The following is a 24,389-nucleotide window of genomic DNA, read 5'->3' as shown; positions in this document are numbered from 1 at the left end:
ATTAAACAATGCGTCGAAGTCAAGTCTTGACAAGCTTTGACAACATTTAAGATGCAGAAAAAAATGAAAGGAAACGTTAGATTAGTGTGAGTGCCTGAATATTGGATAAAAAATGACTCAAATCATAAAAAAAGCCATTGTCATAGGATCGACCGGTTTGGTCGGTCGGGCACTGGTTTCTGCCTTAAATGATCATCCTGCCTGTCAGCAGGTTACAGCGGTGGTGCGTCGTCCGGATGCAGCCTTTGAACAGATGGCCAAAGTACAGCCATTGGTGCTGGAAGATTTACTGATGCTGAATGATCAGGATGTCAGCGAGCATAGTCATGGCTTTAGCTGTTTGGGTACCACCCTGAAAAAAGCCGGCTCAAAAGATAACTTTTATGCGACCGACTTTACTATCAATGCCCATTTTGCCGAGCTGTTGCAGCAAACCTCTGCCCATTATCTGCTGGTCAGTGCCTTGGGGGCCAATGCCAGATCGCCATTTTTTTATAATCGGGTCAAAGGTGAACTGGAACAGTACATTCAGAACTTATCTTTAAGCAAAGTTTCACTGCTGCGCCCATCGTTATTGCTAGGCGAGCGTCAGGATGCACGTTTTCTGGAAGATCTGTCACAGCAGCTGTTTCAGCGCTGTTCATCTTTTTTGCCTAAAAATTTTAAACATCGGCCAGTGACAGCCGGGCAGGTGGCTCATACTATGGTCGAGGCTGCCTTAACTCAAACTGAAAAGTTTGAAATTTATGATAATTTACGCATACAACATACAAAATGAGGGAAACACACGTGTCTACAGTCGCTTTCGTTACTTGTGATTTGCTGGATGATAACCCGGATAAACAGCTGCAAGTGGTCACCCCATCAATGGATGGCAAATTTTTCAAAAGCTATGGCGCGCGTAAAAGTTTTGGCGGTCAGGTGGTGACGGTAAAATGCTTTGAAGATAATTCGCGTGTAAAAGAATTACTGGCGACTGAAGGCCGGGGCAAAGTGCTGGTGGTGGATGGTGGTGCGTCAATGCGCTGTGCACTTATGGGCGACCTGATTGCCGAATCTGCAGTAAAAAACAACTGGAATGGTGTGATTATTTACGGTTGTGTACGTGATGTCGATGCCATTGCTGAACTGGATTTAGGCGTACATGCGCTGGCAGCAATTCCACAAAAAAGTAACCGTAAAGGCGTGGGTGAGGTCGATATTCCGCTCAGCTTTGGTGGTGTGAATATTCAGTCGGGTGATTATATTTATGCCGATAATAATGGTATTGTGGTGGCCAAAGAAGCATTGGTGGAGCTGTAATCAACCCGATTCGGCATTCATCTTCTAGAACACAACAAGAACAGGAAGGTCATGATGTTGCATCATCAAATTAAAGTGGTACAGGCATTGGCTTCTGCTTTGACCGAAGGCGGGCGCGGAAGCAATGGCACAGCATTTCCCAAGCAACCTGAGCAGCCGCTCAAGTTGTATGAGTTTGAAGGTTCACCATTTTGTCGACGTGTCCGCGAAGTCATGACCTTGCTGAATCTGGATTATGAAGTCTATCCCTGTCCTAAAGGCGGTAAAAAATACCGTCCGCAGGTCAAGGAATTGGGCGGTAAACTGCAATTTCCATTTCTGGTAGATGAAAATACCGGAGATCGTCTCTACGAATCGCAGCAGATTATTCATCATCTGTTTAAACACTATGGCAAAAGCGGGAAAACCCCGCGGCGCTATGCACATTATCCAAAAATTCCCTTTGTGGCCTTTGCTGGTACGCTGCTTAATGGTGCACGCGGGGTCTGGGTCAAGAAAAAGATTAAAAACCGTGCGGCACCAGAGCAACTGCTGGAGCTGTGGGGTTTTGAAGCCAGTCCGTATACGCGCATTGTGCGCAGTACCTTAACCGAGCTGGAATTGCCTTTTATTTTCCATAATGTGGCCAAAGAGCGCTGGCAGGATCAGGGGCTGGCCAAATTACGTTTAAAGCCAGGTAAATATGTACCTTTAAAGGGCGGTAAACGTGAGAAAGTCTTGGCACTGATGGGAGAGAATATTCAGGTGCCTTATCTGGTTGATCCGAATACCGGCGCTCATATGTTTGAATCGGATGATATTGTGCATTATTTGCAGCGCCAGTATGGTTAAAACTCTCAAGTTAAAAGCATCTTCGGATGCTTTTTTGTTTTTATGAAGATATCCGCGTTCAAACGCTGGATCTCCACGCTAAAGCCGATACACTAGGCACAGCGAATTTCAGGATATAACCATATGTTCAATAAAGTGGCGCAACTGTTTAAAAGCAAGCCCTCTCCAGAAGCAGAATTTCTGGCTGAACATCAGATTCAGTTTGATCCGCAACATGGCTATATCGTCGATGGTATTGTGCTGAATGATGCTTTATCGGAGCGGCTGGAGTATTTGTCTAATCGGCGTATGAACCGTTTTGATGACCTGAAAGAACTGTATTTTACCGCCATGCTGATCAATGAAAAAATTGATCTGGAAATTGCCACGCAAAGCTTTGTGACGCGTTTGGGCAACACAGAAGAAAACCTGTTGCAGTTTAAAAGTATCGTGAAACGCCTGAATGATTATTATCGTCAGTTTTTGCGTGAGAAAAAGTAAGCTTCAATCCATTTTTCAGCCAGATGCAGTCTCATTTTTTCAGATAAAGATTAAGAAAAATTAACGTAATGGATGGAAATGCTCGTGTTAGTATAAGCCGCATGTTGATTAGACCTAAAAGCTATATACATGTTCCAACACGAAAGCTCCCAACTCAATCTGAAACAATTAAAAACGGGCGAAAAACGCTGGGTGGGCAATTTGCAGGGCTCATCCGCGGCCTTGCTGATCAAGCAGCTGAGCACCCTGCATAAACAGTTATTGATTGTGGTGGCGCGTAACAGCCAGCATTTGGGGCAGTTGGAAAGCGAATTTGAGTTTTATGGTATTCAACCGACCATTTTCCCGGATTGGGAAATTTTACCTTATGACCGTTTATCGCCGCATCAGGATATTGTCTCTGAGCGTCTGGCGATTTTATCGAATATGCCACAGCAGGGCGTGCTGCTGGTGTCGGCTGCAACCCTGGCGCAGCGTGTGGCGCCAACCTCTTGGGTCTTAGGTGAGCATTTTGATATTCAGGTTGGCCAGAAATTTGAACTGGAACAGCAAAAGAAACGCCTGATTCAGGCTGGTTATCATCTGGTCGATACAGTCTATGATCATGGTGAATTTGCGGTGCGCGGCAGTATTATGGATATTTTTGCTTCAGGGCAAGAAGCACCAATCCGGATTGACCTGTTTGATGATGAAATTGAAAGCCTGAAGTTTTTTGATCCGGAAACCCAGCGGACCACCCAAACCATTCAGCAATTTTCAGTACTACCCGCCAAAGAGTTTCCTTTAAAAGAAGGCCGTTCGCTGTTCCGCGATCGTTATGCAGAATTATTCCCAAGCGCAAATCCAAAGAAAAGCCCGGTGTATCAGGATGTGCTCGATGGCATTGCCTCGCCAGGGATAGAGTTCTATTTTCCGTTATTCTTTAGCGCTCAGGCAATGGCTGCCGAAAGTACCTTAATGGCGTACTTACCTGAGAATGGCATTGTCATTACAGATAAAGGGCTGGAAGAAGGTTTAAATAGCTTCTGGCAGGAAGTAAACCGCCGTTATGAAGATCGCCGGCATAATATTGACCAGCCTATTTTACCGCCAGAGCAACTGTTTTTATCACCTCAGCAGGTGCTGGGACAGTTAAACCAGTTTGGCCGCATCATCGCCTCGGCAGATCATTTTGCTGAAAAAGCCGGTGTGGTAAATCTGGCCACTGAAGCACCGCCTAAATTGCCGGTCGATCCGAAACGGGAAAAACCGTTCAGTCTGGTCAAAGAGTATATTAACGCTGCCAATCATCCGGTGTTGCTGGTCGCAGAAAGTGCCGGTCGCCGTGAAACCTTAAAAGATGCGCTGCGTTCCAGTCTGGGAGAAATCCCAACCGTTGAGAACTTTGCCGAATTCCAGAAATCTTTATATGCCGTTGCCATTACCAACGCCCCTTTAGATCGTGGTCTGGTGATTCAGGGCCAGCTTTCGGTCATTTCGGAAAACCAGCTCTATGAACATCGTGTGGTTCAACGTCGGCGTAAACGTCAGCAGGAAGTCTCGGAAGAGTTTTTAATACGCAGTCTGACCGAGCTGAGTATTGGCGCGCCGGTGGTACATATTGATCACGGTGTGGGGCGTTATGCCGGACTGGTGACGCTGGAAATTGATCAGCAGGATCATGAATTCTTGCAGCTCGATTATGCCGATGGCGCTAAAGTCTATGTGCCGGTGACTAATTTGCATTTAATTAGCCGCTATAGTGGTGGCGATCCGGATTTGGCACCCCTACATAAACTCGGCACTGATGCCTGGAACAAGGCCAAGCGCAAGGCTTTGGAGCAGATTCACGATGTCGCAGCCGAATTGCTGCATATACAGGCACGCCGTCAGTCCAAGCCGGGCTATGCCTTTGAGCTGGATGAAAAACTGTATATGCAGTTTGCATCCGGGTTTGCCTATGAAGAAACGCTGGATCAAGCCAATGCCATTGAAGCGACCTTATATGATATGCAGCAGGCCAAACCAATGGACCGTCTGGTCTGTGGGGATGTTGGCTTTGGTAAAACCGAAGTGGCCATGCGTGCCGCCTTTGTCGCCGTGCAAAATAATAAACAGGTAGCGGTCTTGGTACCGACCACCTTGCTGGCACAGCAGCATTATGAATCCTTTAAAGACCGTTTTGCCGACTGGCCGGTGCGTATTGAAGTCCTGTCGCGTTTTGGTTCATCCAAAACCCATACTAAAATCATTGAAGATTTGGCCGAAGGCAAAGTCGATATTGTGATTGGTACCCATAAAATTTTGCAGGAAAATGTCCAGTTCAAACAGCTGGGCCTGATGATTGTGGATGAAGAACACCGTTTTGGCGTGCGCGATAAAGAGCGGATTAAAGCCTTGCGCGCCGATGTCGATATGCTGACCTTAACGGCAACCCCTATTCCACGTACCCTGAATATGGCCTTTAGTGGCATGCGCGATTTATCCATCATTGCCACACCACCAGCGCGTCGTTTAGCCGTAAAAACCTTTGTGCAGGAACAGACTGGTGATTCAGTCAAAGAAGCGATTTTGCGTGAATTGCTACGTGGCGGTCAGGTGTATTTCCTGCATAATGAAGTCGATACCATTGAACGTGCAGCAGAAAATATCCGCCAGCTGGTGCCGGAAGCGCGAGTCGCAGTCGCACATGGCCAGATGCGTGAGCGTGAACTGGAGCAGGTGATGCAGCAGTTCTATCATAAAGAATATAATGTGCTGGTCTGTTCCACCATTATTGAAACCGGGATTGATGTCCCGAATGCCAATACCATTTTAATTGAACGCGCCGACAAGCTCGGCCTGGCGCAATTACACCAGCTACGCGGCCGGGTCGGACGTTCGCACCATCAGGCTTATGCCTATTTGCTGGTGCCGTCGATTAAAGGCTTAAAAGGTGATGCTGAAAAACGTCTGGATGCGATTCAGCGTGCATCGACCTTGGGTGCCGGTTTTATGCTGGCCACCGAAGATCTGGAGATTCGTGGTGCCGGTGAACTTCTCGGGGAACAGCAAAGCGGTTCGATGCAGGCCATTGGTTATAGCCTGTATATGGAAATGCTGGAAAAAGCCACTAAAGCCATTCAAAAAGGCAAAACCCCAAATTTCGATGCGCCGTTGTCGTTAACAGCGGAAATCAACCTGCACATGCCAGCCTTGATTCCGGATGAGTATCTGGGCGATGTGCATCAGCGTTTATTATTCTATAAACGTATCAGCAATACCGATACACAGGAAAAACTCGACAACATCCGTATGGAACTGATTGACCGTTTTGGTATTCCACCACAACCGGTAAAACAGCTATTTGCCGTGCATCAGCTGCGTCTGAAAGCCGAGCAGCTTGGTATTACCAAAATTGATGTGGGTGCCAATGGTGGCAATATCGAGTTTTCACCAGATACCCCGGTGCAGGCAATCAGCATTATCCAGATGATGCAGAAACATCCGACCTATTTCCGGATGGATGGCGGACAGCGTTTAAAAGTCATGGTGCTGCTGGATGAACATCAAAAACGGATTCAGTTTATTTCCGATTTGCTGGAGCAACTGCTGCGTGAGCTGCCAGCCTGAGTTAGCGCTCAGTCCTGATGCAATTCCTGCTGTTTATTTAATCGCTGACTGCGCAAAGAAGTCTTGATTATTTAAGGAAATTTATTGAAGATAGGGGATTGCTCTGGCTGGCTGCAAATAGTGTGTTATTTGTGGTGAAACGGCCGTTATAGAATATTCACGTCCTTTGGGATGTGATAGTATTAGCCATCATTCTAATTTGCGTCATTTATAAAGATATGTTTAGTTTGCATCCACAACTTGCTCAAGATACTTTTTTTGTAGGCGACTTTCCCCTGTCAACATGTCGTTTAATGAATGATATGCAATTTCCTTGGCTCATTCTTATTCCACGTGTGCCGGGCATTACCGAACTCTATGAATTAAGCCAGGCCGACCAGGAACAGTTCCTGCGTGAATCGAGCTGGTTATCTAGCCAACTGTCACGTGTATTCCGTGCCGATAAAATGAATGTCGCTGCACTGGGCAACATGGTGCCACAATTGCATTTCCATCATGTGGTGCGTTATCAAAATGATGTGGCATGGCCAAAACCGGTCTGGGGAACACCAGCAGTACCGTATAACAATGAAGTGCTGAACCATATGCGCCAAACGCTAATGTTGGCACTACGCGGTCAGGGCGATATGCCATTTGACTGGCGAATGGACTGATATTCGTGTTTGCATCATGCAGGGATGTATGGTGTGACCAGATCCGCTAAGGAGAGTAGAGTACGGTGTCACTAGGTTATTGGATGGATCGAGATCCTACACAATTTGATTACCTGCATCGGGTTATGGGCTATGCCAGTTTATCGCTGATCCTGATTGTCTATCATTACACCTATCCAGACACCCAGTACCAAATTTATATTCCGGTTTTATTGGCATTTTTGCTGTTTATTACCCCGAAACTGTCGCGCTGGCTACAATCTAAATATAACTATCAGATTAAAAGAAATATCTTATTTATTATAGATATTATGATTGTGGCCATCTGTCTGTCGGCCGTGCATTTAAATCTGGTCCTGACCTTTGCGGCTATTTTTGCCTTGCTGTATACCGCCATTAACGTCAAAGTGTCGTTCTTTTTGGTGTCGCTGGCGGCTTTATTTGCAGCGTCGGTATTCTATCTGTGCAATATTTTCGTATTTGGCTTTGGTGAATATTTTGAATACACCACCAATGAGCTGACTATTCTGGCCTTCCTGTGCATGATCGTGTATTTCGGTATGGGCAGTGTTTATCAGACCCGCCGGATTCGTGCGTCTAACCATAAGCGTGAGCATTATTATCAGCAAATGAACCGCTATATGGAGTTTGCCAACCAGTTGAGCCGTTATGCGCCGCTTCAGCTCTGGCATTCGATCATGAAAGGCGAGTCAGAAGCCAAAATTGAATATAAACGTAAAAAACTCACCATTTTCTTTTCCGATATTCAGGGCTTTACCGAGCTGTCTGAAACCCTGATTCCAGATGATTTAGCCTACCTGCTGAATGACTATTTGAGTCATATGACTGAAATTGCCAAGCAGTATGAAGCCACCGTCGATAAGTTTATGGGGGATGCTATCCTGATTTTCTTTGGTGATCCAAGCAGTCAGGGTGTGGAAAATGATGCCAAGACCTGCGTTGAAATGGCCATTGCCATGCGCCAGCAAATGAAACTGCTGCGTGAACGCTGGATTAAAATGGGCTATCCGCCGTTACATATCCGCATGGGCATCAGTACCGGTTATTGCCACGTGGGTAACTATGGTGCGGCGCATCGGATGGCCTATACCATTGTCGGCCGCGATGCCAATCTGGCAGCGCGTTTGCAAAGCGCAGCCGAAGTTGATGAAATCCTGCTGTCAGATGATACCTATCAACTGGTGAAAAATGATTATCTGTGTGCGCCGAAAGCGCCAATTTTCCTGAAAGGTATTCAGGGTCCGGTGAAAACCTGGCAGGTGATGGAAAAATATGCGGCCAGAAAATCCGATTATCAGCGCTGGTTTGACTATGAATACAAAGGTTTTCATCTGTTGCTGAATCTGGATGAAGTGCAAAACTTTGAATATCCGGAACTGATTGGTGTGCTGGAAAAAATGATTAAACGGATTCAGACCCAGCAAAAACTGACCAACTCGCAGGGTATTGTGAAATTAAAACTGGAAGATGAAGTGATTGAAGAAGTCGAGGTTAATCGACCAGATCGGGAATTTCATTAAATTATAAAGATAGATGATCTGCTTGATCGAAGATTGTTGAGTGTTCTATCAAGTCAAAAAAACCACGCCGGAGCGTGGTTTTTTTGTTTTAAGTCTTAGTGATTTTCAGAAGCATGGTTAATGGTGTATTTTGGAATTTCAACTTCCAGATCTTCATCAACCACCTGTACCTGACAAGATAAACGTGAGTCAGGTTCTAGACCCCAAGCACGATCTAACAGATCAGCTTCGACATCATTCATTTCTTCCAGGCTGTCAAAACCGCGGCGTACCACCACGTGACAGGTGGTGCAGGCACATGACATATCACAGGCATGTTCAATTTTAATGCCGTTTTTTAACAGGCTTTCGCACAGGTTGGCATTTTGTTCAACTTCAAACTCAGCACCTTCTGGGCAGAATTGCGCATGTGGAAGTACTTTAATACGTGGCATAGTCTTTACCTTAAATTAGTTTGAGTTTGACCAGTCGTCGAGCTTGGTGCCTTTAAGAGCAGCATCAATATGCTGGTTCATGCGAAGCGCAGCAAAAGCATCACTGTGTATTTTAAGCTGTTCAACAGCCTGTTCAATAGCCTGAATATCGGTTGTTTCAAGCTGGCTGTACAAATGGGTTTTCGCACTATTCAATGCGTCCAGTTGCTCTGCGCTCAATAGCTGTGCATCAACTTTTAGTGCCTGCTCCAGAGCTTCCAGTTCACGCTGTGCTTCGACCTTGGTTTCCTGTAAATGACGCAGGTGTTTGTCTTCTTCTGCGTATTTGAAACCGTCAAGCAGTAAACGTTCGGTATCTTCGCTCGATAAACCATAAGACGGTTTAATGTCGATATGCGCGGAAACGCCAGAAGTCGTTTCTTTGGCAGAAACACTAAGCAGGCCATCGGCATCAACCTGGAAGGTGACTTCAATACGCGCCTGACCGGCAGTCATTGGTGGGATACCCTGCAGGACAAAACGGCCTAAACTACGGCAATGCTCAACCAGATCACGTTCACCTTGCACCACATGAATCAGCATGGCGGTTTGTCCATCCTGATAAGTGGTGAATTCCTGACGACGCGCAACTGGAATTGCAGTATTACGTGAAATTAAACGTTCGACCAGACCGCCCATGGTTTCCAGACCTAAAGACAGTGGGGTGACGTCTAACAGCAATGAGCCGTCTTTGGTATTGCCAATCAGCTGATTGGCTGTAATAGAGGCGCCAATCGCAACCACTTCATCCGGGTTGATGGTGCACAGCGGTTCTTGGTTAAACACTTCGCGAACAGCTTTTTGCACCGCATAGGAGCGGGTAGAACCGCCAACCAGTACCACGTTTTGAATATCGGTCAGTTCCAGTTTGGCATCGCGCAGCACGCGTTTGCAGACGCTAATGGTCTTGTCTAACGCCACCTGAATAATGCTTTCAAAAGTTGCACGATCCAGTGTCAGTGTTTGATCGAGTAGTTGCAGTTCTACTGATTTCGCATCCGATAGCGCTTCTTTGGCCTTACGCGCTGCAACGACAAAGTGGGCATATTCGGTGTCATTTAATGTGTCAATATTCAGCTGTTTTTTCGCCCATTTGACAATTAAACGATCTAGATCATCACCACCTAATGCAGTATGACCGCCGGTCGCCAGTACTTCAAATACGCCTTGCGAGAAGCGTAAAATTGATACGTCAAAGGTACCGCCGCCTAAGTCATAAATCACATAGTTGCGATCGGTACTTAAATTGCTGTCCTGATCCAGACCATAGGCTACTGCAGCAGCAGTCGGTTCATTGAGTAAACGCAGCACATTCAGACCGGCCAGTTGAGCTGCATCACGTGTGGCTTGACGCTGGGCTTCATCAAAATAAGCCGGAACGGTAATTACTGCGCCATTGACCGGATTTTTCAGGCTGTCTTCAGCACGGTCTTTCAGCTGTTTTAAAATTTCAGCCGAGATTTCTACTGGTGTTTTACGACCCTGCGCAGTTTCAAAAGCCGGCATTTCATTGGCTTCACCCACTAAATCGTAAGGGTGCTGAAACTTGATGTCTGCCTTGGAGCGACCCATAAAACGTTTCACTGAAACAATGGTATTTTTCGGATCGCTGGTGATAAACGGTTTGGCATCGTTGCCATATTGCGTGGCATTTTCGGCATAATGAACAATTGAGGGAAGTAACACACGACCTTGTTCATCATGAAGGACTTTGGCTTGCGCCGAAAGAACAGTGGCCACCAGTGAATGTGTGGTACCTAAATCAATTCCAATCGCAATGCGATGTTCATGCGGTGCGCTTGATTGTCCTGGTTCTGCAATTTGCAAGAGCGCCATTGTGTTACATCCTTTGCACGTTAATTTGAAAAAATAAAATTAAAAATCGTCATCTAAGTCAAAGCTGTCATCGTCGAGGAAACGATCTTCAGCCTTGTCAATATCGGTCATGACTTTCTGGAAGAAACGCAATTTACGTACTGTATCGCGTGCTTCGCCCCAGTCTTCATCTGCATAATCAATTTTAAATTCGCGAACCAGACCATCAATCCATTGCTGGACTTCGGTTTTCAGGGAAGCCAGTTCATCGGCAGAGCGGGCATCATCCAGCTGCTCACGAATTTCCAAGGCAGACTGTAAAAACTCGAAATCACTGATCGACTGATCCAGATGATAATCCTGTTTTTTTAAGCTCAGTAAATAACCTGCGCGGCTGTCAACCTGAGATAAAACTTTATACGCCTGGTTGATTTCGCTGGACTGAATCAGCGCCTGGTCTTTATCTTCGGCTTTATCGGGGTGATATTGTTGCTGTAACTTTAAAAATTCTGCTTTTAAAGTAGCCAAATCAATATCGAGTGCTACAGGCAGGTTAAACAGCTCAAAATGATTCATGGGAGAGATAATCCGCGATTGATTGCAAAAAAGGACTGCATAAATGCGATTAAAACAGTGTACAAGACACTGTTTTAATCTGCAAAAGAAGGGAAGGTCGGGAGTTAAACCGTGAAGGATTCACCACAACCACATTCACCTTTTTTATTCGGGTTATTGAATTCGAAGCCTTCATTCAAGCCGTTTTTGACATAGTCCATCTCTAAACCTTCAAGATAGACCAAACTTTTCGGGTCAATGAATACTTTTACACCGTGCTGTTCAAATACCTGATCGTATGCATTGACGTCATCAACAAACTCAAGCACATAGGCCAGACCCGAACAGCCGGAAGTTTTCACGCCAACGCGAATACCTTCACCCTTACCGCGATTCTTTAAGTAATTGCTGATATGAGTTGCAGCATTTTCAGTTAAATGGATCATGAAAACTCCGTTAATCTGTCTTTAAAACGAGAAACAATTAAGCTTTTTGCTGTTTGGTACGATAGTCTTCAACAGCCGCTTTAATCGCGTCTTCTGCAAGTACAGAGCAGTGTACTTTAACTGGTGGTAAAGCCAGTTCGTTTGCAATATCAATGTTTTTGATGGCTTGAGCTTCGTCCAAAGTTTTACCTTTTAACCACTCAGTCACCAGTGAGCTTGATGCAATTGCCGAACCACAGCCATAGGTTTTAAAGCGTGCTTCTTCAATTACACCGTCATTATTCACTTGAATCTGTAAACGCATCACGTCGCCACATGCTGGTGCACCGACCATGCCTGTACCTACGTTGTCTGCATTTTTGTCTAAAACACCAACGTTGCGTGGGTTTTCGTAATGATCAATTACTTTTTCGCTATATGCCATTTTGCTTCTCCAAACCTCGGGGTCAGCGTTAATATTAATATGGGGTCAATATTCGTTTTATCAATGAGATGAAGCTGAATAAAGCTTCATCTCAGTGTCGAATTAGTGTTCCGCCCACTCAACTGTAGAAAGGTCGATACCTTCCTTATACATATCCCAAAGCGGAGAAAGTTCACGTAATTTCTCAACAGCAGCTTTGGTAATTGATAACACATGATCAATATCTTCTTCAGTGGTGTATTTGCCAAAACTGAAGCGAATTGAACTGTGCGCAAGCTCGTCAGACAGACCTAGCGCACGCAGTACATAAGATGGCTCAAGCGTTGCAGACGTACATGCAGAACCTGAAGATACTGCTGCATCTTTAAGCGCCATCATTAACGATTCACCTTCAACAAAGTTGAAGCTGACGTTTAAGTAGTTGGCTACGTTTTGAGTCGGGTGACCGTTCAGGAACACTTGTTCAAGGTCTTGCAGGCCATTCCAGAGTTTGTCACGTAACACGCGTAAACGGGTTTGTTCAGCTTCCAGGTTTTTACCTGCCAGCTCAAATGCTTCGCCCATACCTACGATTTGATGGGTCGCCAGCGTACCAGAACGCATACCGCGCTCATGACCGCCACCGTGCATTTGCGCTTTCAGACGCACACGCGGGCTACGGCGTACAAATAAGGCACCAATGCCTTTAGGGCCATAGATTTTGTGTGCAGAGAAGCTCATTAAATCAACTTTTAAGGTTGAAAGATCAATCTCGACTTTACCCGCAGCCTGTGCAGCATCAACGTGGAAGAAGATTTTGTTGGCACGGGTAATTTCACCAATTGCAGCAACGTCAGTCACGGTACCAATTTCGTTGTTCACCATCATCAGGGAAACAAGAATAGTATCTGGACGAATTGCGTCTTGAACCATTTCCGGGGTAATTAAACCGGTTTGTGGTTGTGGCTCAAGATAGGTAATTTCGAAGCCTTCAGACTCAAGCTCGCGGCAGGTATCTAAAATTGCTTTGTGTTCAATTTTAGAGGTAATGATGTGCTTGCCTTTAGATGCATAGAATTGAGCCACACCTTTTAGGGCAAGGTTGTCAGATTCAGTTGCGCCTGAAGTCCAGACAATTTCACGTGGGTCAGCTTTGATCAAGTTCGCAACTTGTTCACGTGCATATTCCACTTTTTCTTCTGCTTGCCAGCCATAGGCATGTGAACGAGATGCTGCATTACCGAAGGTGCCTTCGAAAGTTAAGCATTCCATCATACGTTCTGCAACTTGAGGGTCTACAGGAGTTGTTGCTGCATAGTCAAGATAGATCGGACGTTTCATGTCAAATACCTGTAACCGATAAAAGGGCTGAATCAAAAGATGCTGAATTTTGGCGAATTGCAACGGCTTGAACGTTGTCACGAGCTACAAGGTCAGCAAGGGTGATTTTTGCAAGATAATCGGCAATATGGTGGGAGAGTTCTTGCCATAAATCATGGGTTAAGCACATTGCACCATTCTGGCAGTTGCCTTTATGGTCACAACGGGTGGCATCAACCGTTTCATTTACAGCTTCAATGATTTCTAATACGGTGATTGTATCGGCACTGCGCGCCAGGTGATAACCACCATTGGCTCCACGAATACTGGAAACCAGGCCGTGACGCTTTAATTTCGCAAATAACTGCTCAAGGTAAGCGACAGAAATAGATTGTCGAGCTGCAATTTCTGCAAGAGTGATCGTTTGTTCAGTTGGCTGCAAAGCTAGATCAAGTAGAGCAGTCACTGCGTAGCGACCGCGAGTGGTTAAGCGCATGATTCGATACACATGGTTGGACTAGATGTGTAGATTCTATGAATCCTGACTAAAATAGTCAAGTTTTTTTATTATTCGGATATTCGATTCAATCACAGGGAAATTAAGGATTTAAACGATCCATAAATTATACACTAATAACGCAATTAATAGCAGAGTAATTAGACTAAAAGCCAGATTAATTCGCTTTTGGTTGCGCTGCATGCGACGAATGCGGTTTTTATACTGTTTAACTTCTACCTGCAGGGTATTAATCGTCGAGCGTTGCAGGTCAATTTTCTCTAATAACGGGGCAATCCGGCGTTTAGAGGTTTCCAGTTCCTGCTCTTGTTCAGGATCGGCCAGCCATTGACGCCAGTCCGAAAGTACTTTAGGGATACTGAATAAGGTCAGCAGGTCGCGGAATTCATCTTTTAAGGTCGGGTCGCCTTCAATGCGCATGGCACGAATACTGCGGCGATTTCCCAAGACAAAAATTTTAATCAAATCCAGCAGGGTGGTGCGGACATCTAACTCGACGGCTTTTTCAGGTGCTTTTAGATCAAACAGGATGCCGTGTTCACTAAACTGCACATAGAAGTCAAAATACGGAATATAGCTGTTAATTTTGACCGCAATTTTCTGGTCTACAAATTTTTTGGCCTGAAGTGCAACAACACGATCATATTTCAAGATAAAGCTAAAGATTGTTTCCAGAACAATCATCACCATCGTCAGCAACAAATGTGATTCATTTTGTCTTTGTTGCGATTCATTCATACAATTTAGTCCCTAACCAGATCGAGTCGTGCATATCCAAGCAGTGCATTACCAGGAAGTAATACATAATATTCTTGCTTTGTAGAACAGTTTAACAAAACGTTCAAGTGCTTAATTTGCTATTATAAGAGCATTTTGTTGGTTTATGATATTGAATGGTATACAAAATAAGCAGGAGAAATGCGAATGGATGAAGCAGCAGTAGAATCGCCAGAACCACAAAACGAAAATGAAAAAGCGTCTAAAAACAAAGCAAGAGTACGTTCAGGGCGTAAATCGGCGCTAGATTTTCGCAAATATACCAAACAGATCTGGCTGGCCGGCTTAGGCGCATTTTCCCGTGCTGAAGAAGAAGGCAATAAATTATTTGACTCACTGGTCAAGGTGGGGGAAGAACTGGAATCCAAAACCACCGAAATTGCCGATCAGACCGTAGAAAAAGTTTCTGAAAAGGCCAAAGAATCGGTAGTCGATACAAAAGATAAGGTCGAACGGATGATTGACCATAGTGTTCATCATTCCTTGAACCGTATAGGGCTGGTAACCGTGAAAGATATCCAGCATTTAGAGCAGCTGGTGCTGCAACTGCACAGCAAAGTTGATGCTTTAATTGAAGAAAATAAGCAATTAAAAGAACAACTCCTGAAAAAGTGAAAATCTCGACAGCTTTGGCAGATTTTTGCAACTTATTTTGTATAAATGCGTCTGGGGAGTATTGCTTTTACCCTCAAAGCATTGCTATAAAGGCATTACGGTAACTTAAACGAAATCTTTGGACCTTAAATAAACGATATTAAGAGGACGTAATCTTCATGAATAAATCAGAATTAATTGATGCAATTGCAGAGAAAGGGGGATTGTCTAAGACTGACGCTGGTAAGGCTTTAGACGCTACAATTGCTTCAATCACTGAAGCGCTGAAAGCAGGCGACACAGTGACTTTAGTGGGCTTCGGTACTTTCAATGTGAAAGAACGTGCTGCTCGTACAGGCCGTAACCCACAAACTGGTGAAACACTTGAGATTAAAGCAAGCAAAGTACCTAGCTTCAAAGCGGGTAAAGGTTTAAAAGATTCTGTAGCTTGATCTTTTAAGCAGTATTAAACGCGCCTCCTGGCGCGTTTTTTATTAATAATCAGAGTTTCGGGTTTTAATACATTCATTCGCTGAGGGTTTTCGGTTAAAATCCTGCACAAGTAAAATATTGGAATACTTATGGAATCTTTTCGTAATGTTATTAAGGGCTGGTTGGGCAAGGTTTTGCTCGTTCTGTTTCTGATCCCTTTAGCACTTGTAGGTATTGAAGGATATTTTAGTGGCGGCAATTCTGCCGACTCGGCAAAATCAGTAAATGGGCAACAGGTTTCCAAACAGGAATTAGAAGCCTTAACCAACTCATTAAAACAACAATATCTCAGCTATACACAAGGCGATGAGACCTTGTTGAATCAGGCGTATATTGAAAATAAAGCACTCGATACTCTGATTGCACGTACCTTGCTGTTACAACAGACGGAACATTTGGGTATTTCCTTAAGCGATGCGCAAATTGAGCAGATGATTGCCCAGCAACCAAGCTTTCAGGAAAATGGCCAGTTTTCTGAAGCACTGTATGCCAATTACCTGCGTTCAGTGGGCATGAGCAGTCAGGCTTTAATCCAGAGCCTGCGTCAGGATCATGCCTTGAAAATGCTTAGCGCGAGCTTTATGGATCATGCCTTGGTGAGCGAGCTGGATATCCAGCAGATTGCCAATTTACAAACCGAACAGCGTACCTTGCATTTATCCAGCATTAAACTGGATGAATATAAGAAAAATATTCAGGTTTCAGCGCAAGAAATCAGTGATTATTACAATAAACATTCGACCCTGTTTAAGCAGGTCGCCAATGTTGATGTCGACTTTATTATTCTGACGCCAGCACATATTTCCGCGACTGAAGCTGCAATCACCGATGCAGAATTGCAACAGGCCTATGACAAGTTTGTTGAAGCCCAGCAAAAAAATGCAGCGCGTGAGGTTAAACATATTTTAATTACCACCGATGCACGTGATGATGCAGCTGCCAAAAAACTGGCAGATCAGGTGTATGCTGAAATCCAGCAGGGCACCAGCTTTGCCGCTGCTGCTCAGAAATACTCAGAAGACCCGGAATCTAAAGATAAGGGTGGCTTATTCGAAGCTTATGACGTGGGTGCCTTTGGCAATGCCTTTGATCAGGCAGTCACCAGTCTGAAATCAGGTCAGATTTCTCAGCCGGTGAAAACCCAATATGGTTATCATCTAATTCAGGTTGAAACCGATGCAGTTCAGGTGCCTTCTTTTGAAGCGGAAAAAGCCCGTTTAACTGCAGAACTGAAAAAGACCAAACAGCAAAATGCCTTCTCGGATACGGTAAATAGCCTGAATGAGATGGTGGTGGGTAGTGATGCGCTGGATGTGGTATCTCAGGAAGTCAAAGGCACCAAGGTTGAATCGGTAAAAGGCTTTAGTCTGGCCTCTCAGCATCCAGTATTATCTGATCCAAGTGTGAAGGTGAAACTGTTTAATGATGATGTGAAAAACGGCGATCGTAACGCTTCAAGTAACATTCAAATGGCCAATGGTAATGTCGTTTGGGTGAAAGTACGTGAGTATCATGCTGCGGGTGTGCAAACCCTGGATGAAGCAACACCACGTGTACGTGCCAAACTGATTGAAGAAAAAGCCTTTAATGCAGCCAAAGCCAAAATCCAGAAATCACTGGATGAGTTCAAGATGCAACCGGCTGCAGAAGTCTTGGCTCAGCAGCAAATCCGTTTTGAAGATGCTGGTGTATTTACCCGTGCTGAAGGTCGTTTAAAGCGTGAAATTGAGCGTGCTGCATTTAGCTTGATGCCACCGAAGCAAGGGATGTGGTCTGTGACCACGGCAGCTTTGCCAAATGAACTGGTGGTCGTGGCAGTATCGAATGTGAACCGTACCACTTCAAATGCTTTAACGCCTGAACAGTTACAGGAGCTGGCCAAGTTGTATCAACAGCTGCGCGCCCAGCAAGAACTGGATGACTATACCCAGTATCTGAAAGCTAAAGCAGATATTGAATAAGTCTGACAGTATCAAAAAAACCGGCGCAAGCGCCGGTTTTTTATTGTGCTCATATTTATGAGGCAGGGTTATTCAGTACGGATAATCAGTTCATAGCCGGTATATTTACGGATATTAATTACGCCAGTATCTAAAATTAAATATTGACCTTTAATCCCGAAAAGTTTGCCGCGAATCACTGGGGTCTTATCCAGATTATGCGATTTAATTTTTTCAGGATACTGTTCCACCGGATAAATAAACTCACGTGGACGTTCCTGCTCCATCAATTCCAGCGTTTCATTAAACTCAAGATTCTGGTTAAATTCTTCACGAATGGTGCTGATTTTTGGTGCAAATTCTTCAATCAGCTGGTCACGGGTCGCAATTAAATCGACCGGTTCAGCTTCACCTTTGAGCAGTTTGCGCCAGTCAGTTTTATCGGCAATTTGTGAACCAAACATGATTTCCAGTTGCCCAGATAAACGACGAGAGCCGACTTTCATAATCGGTAAGGCCTGAGTCGCCCCTTGATCCAGCCAGCGTGTTGGCATTTGGCCAATACGGGTAATCCCGACCTTTAAGCCACTGGAGTTGGCCAGGTAGACCACATGCGGTTGGAAGCAGACAGATCGTGCAAATTCTTCTTCGCGGCAAGTGCCTAAATGATAATGACAGGTTTCCGGTTTCATAATACACATGTCACAGGACGCTTTGGTTTTAAAGCATTTAAAGCAGTGACCTTGTGAATAGGATTTTGGGGTTTTGCTGCCGCAAGAAACACAGTAAATATTGCCGGTCCATTCAATTTCTATTTCTTGACCCAAGCGAAAAGGCAGTTCGATTTCTGAGCGATCCAGAATAAATTTATATTCAACATTTGCCCGGTGTGTCTGTTGATCAGTTACACTAAGGTCCTTTAGACCTGCATGCATTTTATGGCAAATGCCTTGTAGTTCCATAAAAAATACTCACTTTCATCATAAGGAATGCAGTCATGGCTGAGATGAATGTCATCACTTCTATGCTAGACGATTTAACCCAGGAGCAGCCAGTTTCTACTGCATTGTGTATTGGTCAACATCTTGAACAATACGATCATCATCAGACAATTCAATGGCAATATTTTAACGTAACTACGCTTTTAAATCTGCCTTTTACCCAGCGTTTTGATTTGGCTTTTGTACTACTCGATACTGAAGAAATGGCAGATTTGAGCAGCGCGCAGAAATCGCAGCTTTTGGTGAAACTGCGTGATTTGCTGGCCAAACGTATGGTGGTGGTGACTAAACGTCAAGATGAACCTTTATTACGTGCCTTGGGCTTTACCCAACTGATGGATAAAAGCCAGCCGCAGCATGACCTAATGTTGTGGCAATTTAATATTTTGACCTATAAGCATGTACCGGACTGGTTTAATTCCAAATTCTGGGCTAACCCGGAAAACTGGGATAAATATCGCTGGTAATGCTCAGCTTTTCTGCGGTTTTTGCAAAAACATAACAATTTCGGATGTTTCAAATGAATGAAGCATCGTATGCTGAGTGAATGTCATTAAAGGAAGAAATAAAAATCATGACAAACTTAAGCAATATTGTGGAAATTTTGGCGAAACAGGCCTTAGGTTCAAATTCCAATCAGCACCAATCCCAACAAAGTGCTGGGCTAGGCGGTATTCTCGGTTCAGTTCTAGGTCAACTTGGAAATAATCACCAGCAGAGTGGGCAAAGCCAGCAAGGCGGTTTGGGTGGGATTTTAGGCTCTGTGCTGGGCCAATTCGGTGGTTCCAGTCAGGGGCTAGGTGGTAGTTCTAAAACTTCTCTTCTGGTTGCGGTATTGCCTTTGGTGCTGGCCTGGATTCAAAAGCAGGGTGGTTTGCAAGGTGCACTGGACAAATTAAAAGGTCAGGGCCTAAGCAGCCAGGTGGATGACTGGGTTTCGACCGGGCCGGGCGAGAATGCCAGTGTGAATCCGCAGGAAGTCCAGAATCTGTTTGATGATGAAGAAGTGGAACAGGTAGCGCAGCAAACCCATGCCCCTAAACAGGATATTTATGGCGCAATTTCACAGGTGTTGCCACAGATTATTGACTCTTTAACTCCACAGGGTGAGCAGACCAGTAAAACTGAAGCCAATAATGATATTCAGAATGTGCTGAATATGGTGTCAGGTTTCTTGAAAAGATAAGCCTGTTTATATAATGAAGCCAACCTGAGGTTGGCTTTTTAAATCCATAAATCTGGATATAAAAAACACGCCGAAGCGTGTTTTTTTGCTTTTTAGGTAGAGGTTAGACTTAGAAGTCGTAACGGAAACCTAGAGAAAGACCGAATGCATCTTCACCACGTGTACCACCTACGCTATTTGAGCGTCCTTGAGACCATGGAGTCAGATTTGAGTTTTCATCATTCAGTACAGTAGCCAAGTTACCATATACACGTACTGCTTTGTCTAGGCGATGTTCAAGACCCACTGCAAGAAGAGTTGCATTTGCATCATCTGCATCTACATCACGGTGGAACACTTGACCACGTAAATAAGTTTTTGGTGCAAATTTATAGTCAGCAGCTACACCAAATACTTGGGCATCTGGGTTTGCAACATCGTTATCATGCGTTAAATATTGGTATAAACCACCGAAGTTTAATTCAGGTGTGATTTTATATGCAGCTGCAACACGGAAACCATCACGTTCGCCACGGCCTGCATCTTCTTCGTAGTGTTCATACGCAGCAGCAAAATCAACCGGACCTTCTTTATAAGTTAAAGCAAGATCGTAGGCTTTGTCTTTTTTGGTGTCGCCTTTTTGTGCGATGATAACATCTTGTTCTACACCATTCGCATCTTCAACAGTCTCTACAATTGTGCTTGGGTATCCTGCACTATTACCTTCATGTAAAGAAAGAGCAGCTAAAACGTTAAAGCCACCACCAAATTTTGGTGATTTATATTCAATTGTATTGGCATTACGTTCATCAAAACGTAAGTTACCTGCACGTGTTACGTTACGGATATCACCTAATTGGTCACCAAAGAAGTTGACTGGACCGCGAGCAACTTTAAACGGGCTGTCAAAGCGACCTACACGTGCCTGACCAAAATCACCTTTTAAACCAACGAAAGTATCACGTGTAGCAAACTCTAAATCATCATTTGCTGAACCGCTAGCGAAGTTAATTTCTTGTTCGATTTGACCAAAAACAGTCATGCCGTTTTCTAATTTTTGTTCAGCTTTGAAGCCTAAACGAGAGGAGTTTGAAGATAGTCCAACTTCGTTGTAGTCTGCACCATCATCAAGATAGTCTAAAGATACGTGTGCACGACCATATACTTTTACATCAGCAGCCATAGCTAATGCTGGTGTAAATAAGGTTGCCCCAACTGCTAATGCGCAAAGCGTTTTTTTCATGTGTAGCTCCAATACAGACTATTGTTTTTAGTCCTAAACATTGTTCAGAAGTAGGATTGATCTACCCCCGTTCTCTATTGGTGCTAAGTATTCCTTACAAATGCGACAGTAATATTAAGGAAATATTTCAAAAATATTAAAAAGCACAAATCAGATCAAAAACTTACTTTTAATCGCAAATTTTAAGTGAACAGGTTTTTAAATTTAGAAAAAATTTATGAAATGAATAACTTAATTGCAAGGGGGTGACATATTATTGTCATCAATGCTGTGGTTAATCGAGAAATTAAACATGAAGCAAAAAAAATGGAGCGAATGCTCCATTCATTTTTACTACAGTTTTGGAAATATTTTAAAGCGCTGCTTTTATTTTTTCGGCCTGTGCTAGGATTTTTTCCTGGTCACCCATCTGCGCAGCATGTTTACCGAGTTGATGTACCGAGGTTGGAATGAGGTGGAAATGAACATGCGGTACAGTTTGTCCCGCAGCAGCGCCAGACAGCTGCATTAATACAATTCCATCTAGCCCTAAGGCTTTTTCCATGGCTTTGGCAACTTTCTGCACCACCTGAATGGTGTAGGCTGCCACTTGTGGATCTAAGTCGAGCAGGGTAACCGCAGGTGATTTCGGGATGACCAGTGTATGACCATCTGCCTGAGGCATGATGTCCATAAACGCAAGAACCTGATCATCTTCATAGACTTTAATTGCAGGCAGTTCTCCACGCAGGATTCTTGCAAAAATATTTTGATCATCGTAAGCCATGATATTTCCTTTAATCAATGCATTGAATTATTTACAGTTCAATTCTTTCTGACGCGCCTTGATTTCGTCAAGTCGTTGTTGCTCTCTTTCAGAAAATTTTGGCTTGGTGGTATAGCAGTTGTCATTGCCAAACTTGGCTTTGGCTTCAGGATCTTTAAAGCAGAAGCCTTTTGATGCATAAATTACATCATGATCATTTTTCAGCTTTTGACATTCCTGTGCTGAAGCAAAAGCCGTGGTATTTGCCCCAATGAATGTTGCAAGACTGGTCAATAATGCAACAGTGAGCTTATTCATACGAGTTTCCTCTGTAATAACATTGTGGGTAAGCATCTACTCACAATATTAGGTTTTATTCTGATTATTCAATGGCCAGATCTTACTCAATTGTAATCTTGCTCCAGGCCTCATACATTTTAACGGCGCTGGAGAAGTCGCTATCTGGTTCAGCAGTAGCATTGGCAGCCTGTATCAAACTTTGGGCCAGCCCCAGTACCGGTGCTGAAAGTTTTGCATCGCGTACCAAGTCTAAAGCAATTCCGGTATCTTTGGCCAGTAGCGGCAGAGCAAAGGTCAGTGGAAATGCGCGATTAAGAATACGTTGAGGTAGCACCATTTCCGTTACCGCGCTTTTGCCGCTTGAGGCATTAATACAATCCAGCGCTTCGTTTAAGTTTACCCCATGCGCTTTTAAGGTGGTAAATCCTTCGGCAACGGCGCATAAATTCACAGCCATCAACATGTTGTTAATGGCTTTAACAGCAAAACCAGCGCCCGGTTCACCGACATGCTTGATCAGTTGTCCAAAAGCCTGCATTGCGGGTAGGGCTTTTTCAAAAGCTTGCGCATCACCGCCCACCATCACGGTTAAGGTGCCTTTTTCTGCACCGATGGTTTGTCCACTCACAGGTGCATCCAGAAAATTTACCTGTTGTGCTGTGAGCTGCGCAGCCACTTTTTTGGCAGAATCTGGAACACCGCTGGTACAGTCCACCCAGATGGAGCCGGCTTTTAGCGTCAAACCCTCTAACAGATGTTCTACATCCTGGCTGGTCGGCAGGCAGGAAAAAATCACATCGGCCTGTACGGCCTGTTCAAGCTGAACCGCCTGTGTAGCATATTCCGCTGCGTGTTGCTCGGCTTTGGCAAAATTACGGTTCCAGACATAGACTGTATCAAAATGCTGGGGTAAATGTGCGGCCATGCGGTATCCCATAGCGCCCAAACCAATAAATGCAACGGACTGAATCATGCGGTTTCCTTGTGTATTTTTGTTGATCTTTGCTCGAGCCAACGAGTCAGCTTGGGCCAGAATTCATTGGCACTTTTCTGGCTGGACATCAGGCCTAAGTGACCACCCGGAATAAGAGTAAACGTGACATCTGTACTACTTGTCAACTGGCTTAAAGGCTGTGCAGCGGCAGCCGTCACAATCTGGTCGCTTTGCCCGGCCCCGACAAATAAAGAACAGCGAATATTTTTTAGTTCAATATGTTCATCCTTCAGGCGGATAATGCCGTTTTTCAGCGGATTTTGCAGCCAGACATTCAGTACCATGTCCTGATTAATCCCGCCCGGATAATCAATCATATTGTTCAGGAAATTCCCCAGCGTGGCATGTTCATGCAGTATTTGCGGATCATGCAGGTTGAGCAACAGCTGGCGCTGACTGTCCAGCCAGCCTTTAGGATCTAGAATTTTAAAACCTAAAGCGTTGATGATGCCGGGCGTATGAATGAAATGTGGGGGAATAGAGCCCTGATGTAAGGCCTGTTTTAATTTGTGATTACGTGAAATCAGCTGGTTGCTGCGTTTAAACAGCTGGCCGATACGACCGGAAGCATAACTGTCTACCGGGCTGCCCAGCACCATCAGGTTTTTCACAATCTGAGGTTGACGATAGGCGGTATACAGCATCACAAAGACGCCGGCCATACTCCAGCCATGTAGGGAAATCTGCTCGCTATGGGAGTGCTGTCGAATCTGCTCAATACAATGCGGAATCGCAGCATTAATAAAGTACATAAAATTTAAATGACGATGGGTATAGTTTAAACGTCCCCAGTCAATCAGGTAGACATCAAAACCGCTATGCTGGAAATGCTTGATTAAAGAGCGATAGGGATACAAATCATAAATCGCCATATTAATCGCCAGCGGCGCAACAAAGACCAGCGGCTCCTGATAGGCTTTATTGGGTGAAGCGTAATAACGGATTTGTGTGTGTTGGTATTCGCCAATGATCTCATACGGTGTGGTTTGGGAGATCACCAAAGTCTTGCTGTTAAAAAGCCGGGTCGATAAGTTTTTTAACTTCTTGCGTTGATCTGCAAATTTTTTCTGTACTGGGTTCATAGCCTCTATCTGCTTGTCATGACGCTGAGTTGGATGAAGTCTAAGCGATATTTCCATATTTTACCTTGACCTTAAACACCTTGGGCGCTCAAAATGTTGGCAATTCTTATAACGGTAGTCTAAGGGCGA

The 24,389-nt window shown here is 44.5% G+C and carries 26 protein-coding genes; 12 read left to right on the top strand and 14 right to left on the bottom strand.

Going from position 1 to position 24,389, the window contains the following annotated elements; all coding sequences use genetic code 11:
• Window positions 1-112: 112 nt before the first annotated feature.
• From FTT89_RS10890 to FTT89_RS10860, 7 genes are all read left to right on the top strand, one after another.
• On the top strand, window positions 113-778 hold the full coding sequence (locus FTT89_RS10890) for an NAD(P)H-binding protein (protein WP_075167976.1): 666 nt from the start codon (window positions 113-115) through the stop codon (window positions 776-778).
• Between the two features lie 11 nt (window positions 779-789).
• The gene (gene rraA / locus FTT89_RS10885; protein ID WP_005178481.1) at window positions 790-1,302 is read left to right on the top strand and encodes a ribonuclease E activity regulator RraA; all 513 of its coding nucleotides are present in this window, start codon (window positions 790-792) and stop codon (window positions 1,300-1,302) included.
• 54 nt (window positions 1,303-1,356) lie between these two features.
• A complete protein-coding gene (locus FTT89_RS10880; RefSeq protein ID WP_168383755.1) occupies window positions 1,357-2,133 on the top strand; it encodes a glutathione S-transferase N-terminal domain-containing protein in 777 nt (258 codons plus the stop codon).
• Between the two features lie 123 nt (window positions 2,134-2,256).
• Entirely contained in the window at window positions 2,257-2,613 is a 357-nt protein-coding gene (locus FTT89_RS10875) for a hypothetical protein (RefSeq protein ID WP_005178476.1), read from the top strand.
• 129 nt (window positions 2,614-2,742) lie between these two features.
• The gene (mfd, locus tag FTT89_RS10870) at window positions 2,743-6,204 is read left to right on the top strand and encodes a transcription-repair coupling factor (protein ID WP_180006337.1); all 3,462 of its coding nucleotides are present in this window, start codon (window positions 2,743-2,745) and stop codon (window positions 6,202-6,204) included.
• A gap of 218 nt (window positions 6,205-6,422) precedes the next feature.
• On the top strand, window positions 6,423-6,857 hold the full coding sequence (locus FTT89_RS10865) for an HIT domain-containing protein (RefSeq protein WP_005178471.1): 435 nt from the start codon (window positions 6,423-6,425) through the stop codon (window positions 6,855-6,857).
• A gap of 83 nt (window positions 6,858-6,940) precedes the next feature.
• Window positions 6,941-8,398: an adenylate/guanylate cyclase domain-containing protein gene (locus tag FTT89_RS10860; RefSeq protein WP_171525163.1), complete on the top strand. Its 1,458-nt coding sequence runs from the start codon at window positions 6,941-6,943 to the stop codon at window positions 8,396-8,398.
• Window positions 8,399-8,493: 95 nt separating this feature from the next.
• On the opposite strand, the gene fdx is transcribed toward FTT89_RS10860, so the two are convergent.
• The 8 genes from fdx to FTT89_RS10820 form a co-directional block, all read right to left on the bottom strand.
• A complete protein-coding gene (gene fdx, locus FTT89_RS10855) occupies window positions 8,494-8,832 on the bottom strand; it encodes an ISC system 2Fe-2S type ferredoxin (protein ID WP_005178469.1) in 339 nt (112 codons plus the stop codon).
• Between the two features lie 15 nt (window positions 8,833-8,847).
• A complete protein-coding gene (gene hscA, locus FTT89_RS10850) occupies window positions 8,848-10,707 on the bottom strand; it encodes a Fe-S protein assembly chaperone HscA (protein WP_180006336.1) in 1,860 nt (619 codons plus the stop codon).
• A 39-nt stretch (window positions 10,708-10,746) separates the two neighbouring features.
• The gene (hscB, locus tag FTT89_RS10845) at window positions 10,747-11,262 is read right to left on the bottom strand and encodes a Fe-S protein assembly co-chaperone HscB (RefSeq protein ID WP_016659013.1); all 516 of its coding nucleotides are present in this window, start codon (window positions 11,260-11,262) and stop codon (window positions 10,747-10,749) included.
• A gap of 104 nt (window positions 11,263-11,366) precedes the next feature.
• Window positions 11,367-11,687, bottom strand: coding sequence for an iron-sulfur cluster assembly protein IscA (gene iscA, locus FTT89_RS10840; protein WP_160243069.1), 321 nt, complete (start codon window positions 11,685-11,687; stop codon window positions 11,367-11,369).
• Window positions 11,688-11,724: 37 nt separating this feature from the next.
• Window positions 11,725-12,111: a Fe-S cluster assembly scaffold IscU gene (iscU, locus tag FTT89_RS10835; RefSeq protein ID WP_005178460.1), complete on the bottom strand. Its 387-nt coding sequence runs from the start codon at window positions 12,109-12,111 to the stop codon at window positions 11,725-11,727.
• 102 nt (window positions 12,112-12,213) lie between these two features.
• Window positions 12,214-13,431, bottom strand: a complete 1,218-nt coding sequence (locus tag FTT89_RS10830) for an IscS subfamily cysteine desulfurase (protein WP_005178458.1) — start codon at window positions 13,429-13,431, stop codon at window positions 12,214-12,216.
• Window position 13,432: 1 nt separating this feature from the next.
• Window positions 13,433-13,906, bottom strand: coding sequence for an Rrf2 family transcriptional regulator (locus tag FTT89_RS10825; protein WP_005178455.1), 474 nt, complete (start codon window positions 13,904-13,906; stop codon window positions 13,433-13,435).
• Window positions 13,907-14,017: 111 nt separating this feature from the next.
• Window positions 14,018-14,665, bottom strand: coding sequence for a hypothetical protein (locus tag FTT89_RS10820; protein ID WP_160243070.1), 648 nt, complete (start codon window positions 14,663-14,665; stop codon window positions 14,018-14,020).
• Window positions 14,666-14,851: 186 nt separating this feature from the next.
• On the opposite strand from FTT89_RS10820, the gene FTT89_RS10815 reads away from it, so the two are divergent.
• From FTT89_RS10815 to FTT89_RS10805, 3 genes are all read left to right on the top strand, one after another.
• Complete coding sequence (locus tag FTT89_RS10815; protein ID WP_005178447.1) at window positions 14,852-15,319, top strand: phasin family protein; 468 nt, start codon at window positions 14,852-14,854, stop codon at window positions 15,317-15,319.
• A gap of 158 nt (window positions 15,320-15,477) precedes the next feature.
• A complete protein-coding gene (locus FTT89_RS10810; RefSeq protein ID WP_005178445.1) occupies window positions 15,478-15,750 on the top strand; it encodes an HU family DNA-binding protein in 273 nt (90 codons plus the stop codon).
• A gap of 129 nt (window positions 15,751-15,879) precedes the next feature.
• The gene (locus tag FTT89_RS10805; RefSeq protein ID WP_180006335.1) at window positions 15,880-17,751 is read left to right on the top strand and encodes a SurA N-terminal domain-containing protein; all 1,872 of its coding nucleotides are present in this window, start codon (window positions 15,880-15,882) and stop codon (window positions 17,749-17,751) included.
• Between the two features lie 68 nt (window positions 17,752-17,819).
• Here FTT89_RS10805 and FTT89_RS10800 read toward each other — a convergent pair whose 3' ends face one another.
• The gene (locus tag FTT89_RS10800; RefSeq protein ID WP_075174536.1) at window positions 17,820-18,692 is read right to left on the bottom strand and encodes a DUF2797 domain-containing protein; all 873 of its coding nucleotides are present in this window, start codon (window positions 18,690-18,692) and stop codon (window positions 17,820-17,822) included.
• 35 nt (window positions 18,693-18,727) lie between these two features.
• Here FTT89_RS10800 and FTT89_RS10795 point away from each other — a divergent pair, with 35 nt between their 5' ends.
• Together FTT89_RS10795 and FTT89_RS10790 are read left to right on the top strand one after the other, a co-directional pair.
• A complete protein-coding gene (locus tag FTT89_RS10795) occupies window positions 18,728-19,198 on the top strand; it encodes a DUF6231 family protein (RefSeq protein WP_005178437.1) in 471 nt (156 codons plus the stop codon).
• A 107-nt stretch (window positions 19,199-19,305) separates the two neighbouring features.
• Window positions 19,306-19,917: a YidB family protein gene (locus FTT89_RS10790; protein WP_180006334.1), complete on the top strand. Its 612-nt coding sequence runs from the start codon at window positions 19,306-19,308 to the stop codon at window positions 19,915-19,917.
• A 109-nt stretch (window positions 19,918-20,026) separates the two neighbouring features.
• Here the strand turns inward: FTT89_RS10790 and FTT89_RS10785 are convergent, their stop codons facing one another.
• From FTT89_RS10785 to FTT89_RS10765, 5 genes are all read right to left on the bottom strand, one after another.
• Window positions 20,027-21,139 (bottom strand): porin, encoded by a 1,113-nt coding sequence (locus FTT89_RS10785; RefSeq protein ID WP_104487171.1) that lies wholly within the window; start codon window positions 21,137-21,139, stop codon window positions 20,027-20,029.
• Between the two features lie 352 nt (window positions 21,140-21,491).
• A complete protein-coding gene (locus FTT89_RS10780; protein WP_180006333.1) occupies window positions 21,492-21,905 on the bottom strand; it encodes an HIT family protein in 414 nt (137 codons plus the stop codon).
• Between the two features lie 27 nt (window positions 21,906-21,932).
• Complete coding sequence (locus tag FTT89_RS10775; protein ID WP_045795400.1) at window positions 21,933-22,202, bottom strand: YARHG domain-containing protein; 270 nt, start codon at window positions 22,200-22,202, stop codon at window positions 21,933-21,935.
• An 82-nt stretch (window positions 22,203-22,284) separates the two neighbouring features.
• Window positions 22,285-23,157 carry an NAD(P)-dependent oxidoreductase gene (locus tag FTT89_RS10770; RefSeq protein WP_180006332.1) on the bottom strand — a complete coding sequence of 291 codons (873 nt, stop codon included), beginning with the start codon at window positions 23,155-23,157 and terminating at the stop codon, window positions 22,285-22,287.
• Window positions 23,154-24,260 (bottom strand): alpha/beta fold hydrolase, encoded by a 1,107-nt coding sequence (locus FTT89_RS10765; RefSeq protein ID WP_180006331.1) that lies wholly within the window; start codon window positions 24,258-24,260, stop codon window positions 23,154-23,156. Before FTT89_RS10765 ends, FTT89_RS10770 begins: the two co-directional genes overlap by 4 nt.
• Window positions 24,261-24,389 lie beyond the last annotated feature (129 nt).

This window comes from Acinetobacter sp. YH01025 (assembly GCF_013420185.1).
In the GTDB taxonomy this organism is placed as follows: Bacteria; Pseudomonadota; Gammaproteobacteria; order Pseudomonadales; family Moraxellaceae; genus Acinetobacter; species Acinetobacter indicus.
The sequence above is the reverse complement of the archived record's forward strand: the minus strand, read 5'-3'. Positions and strand labels throughout refer to the sequence as shown.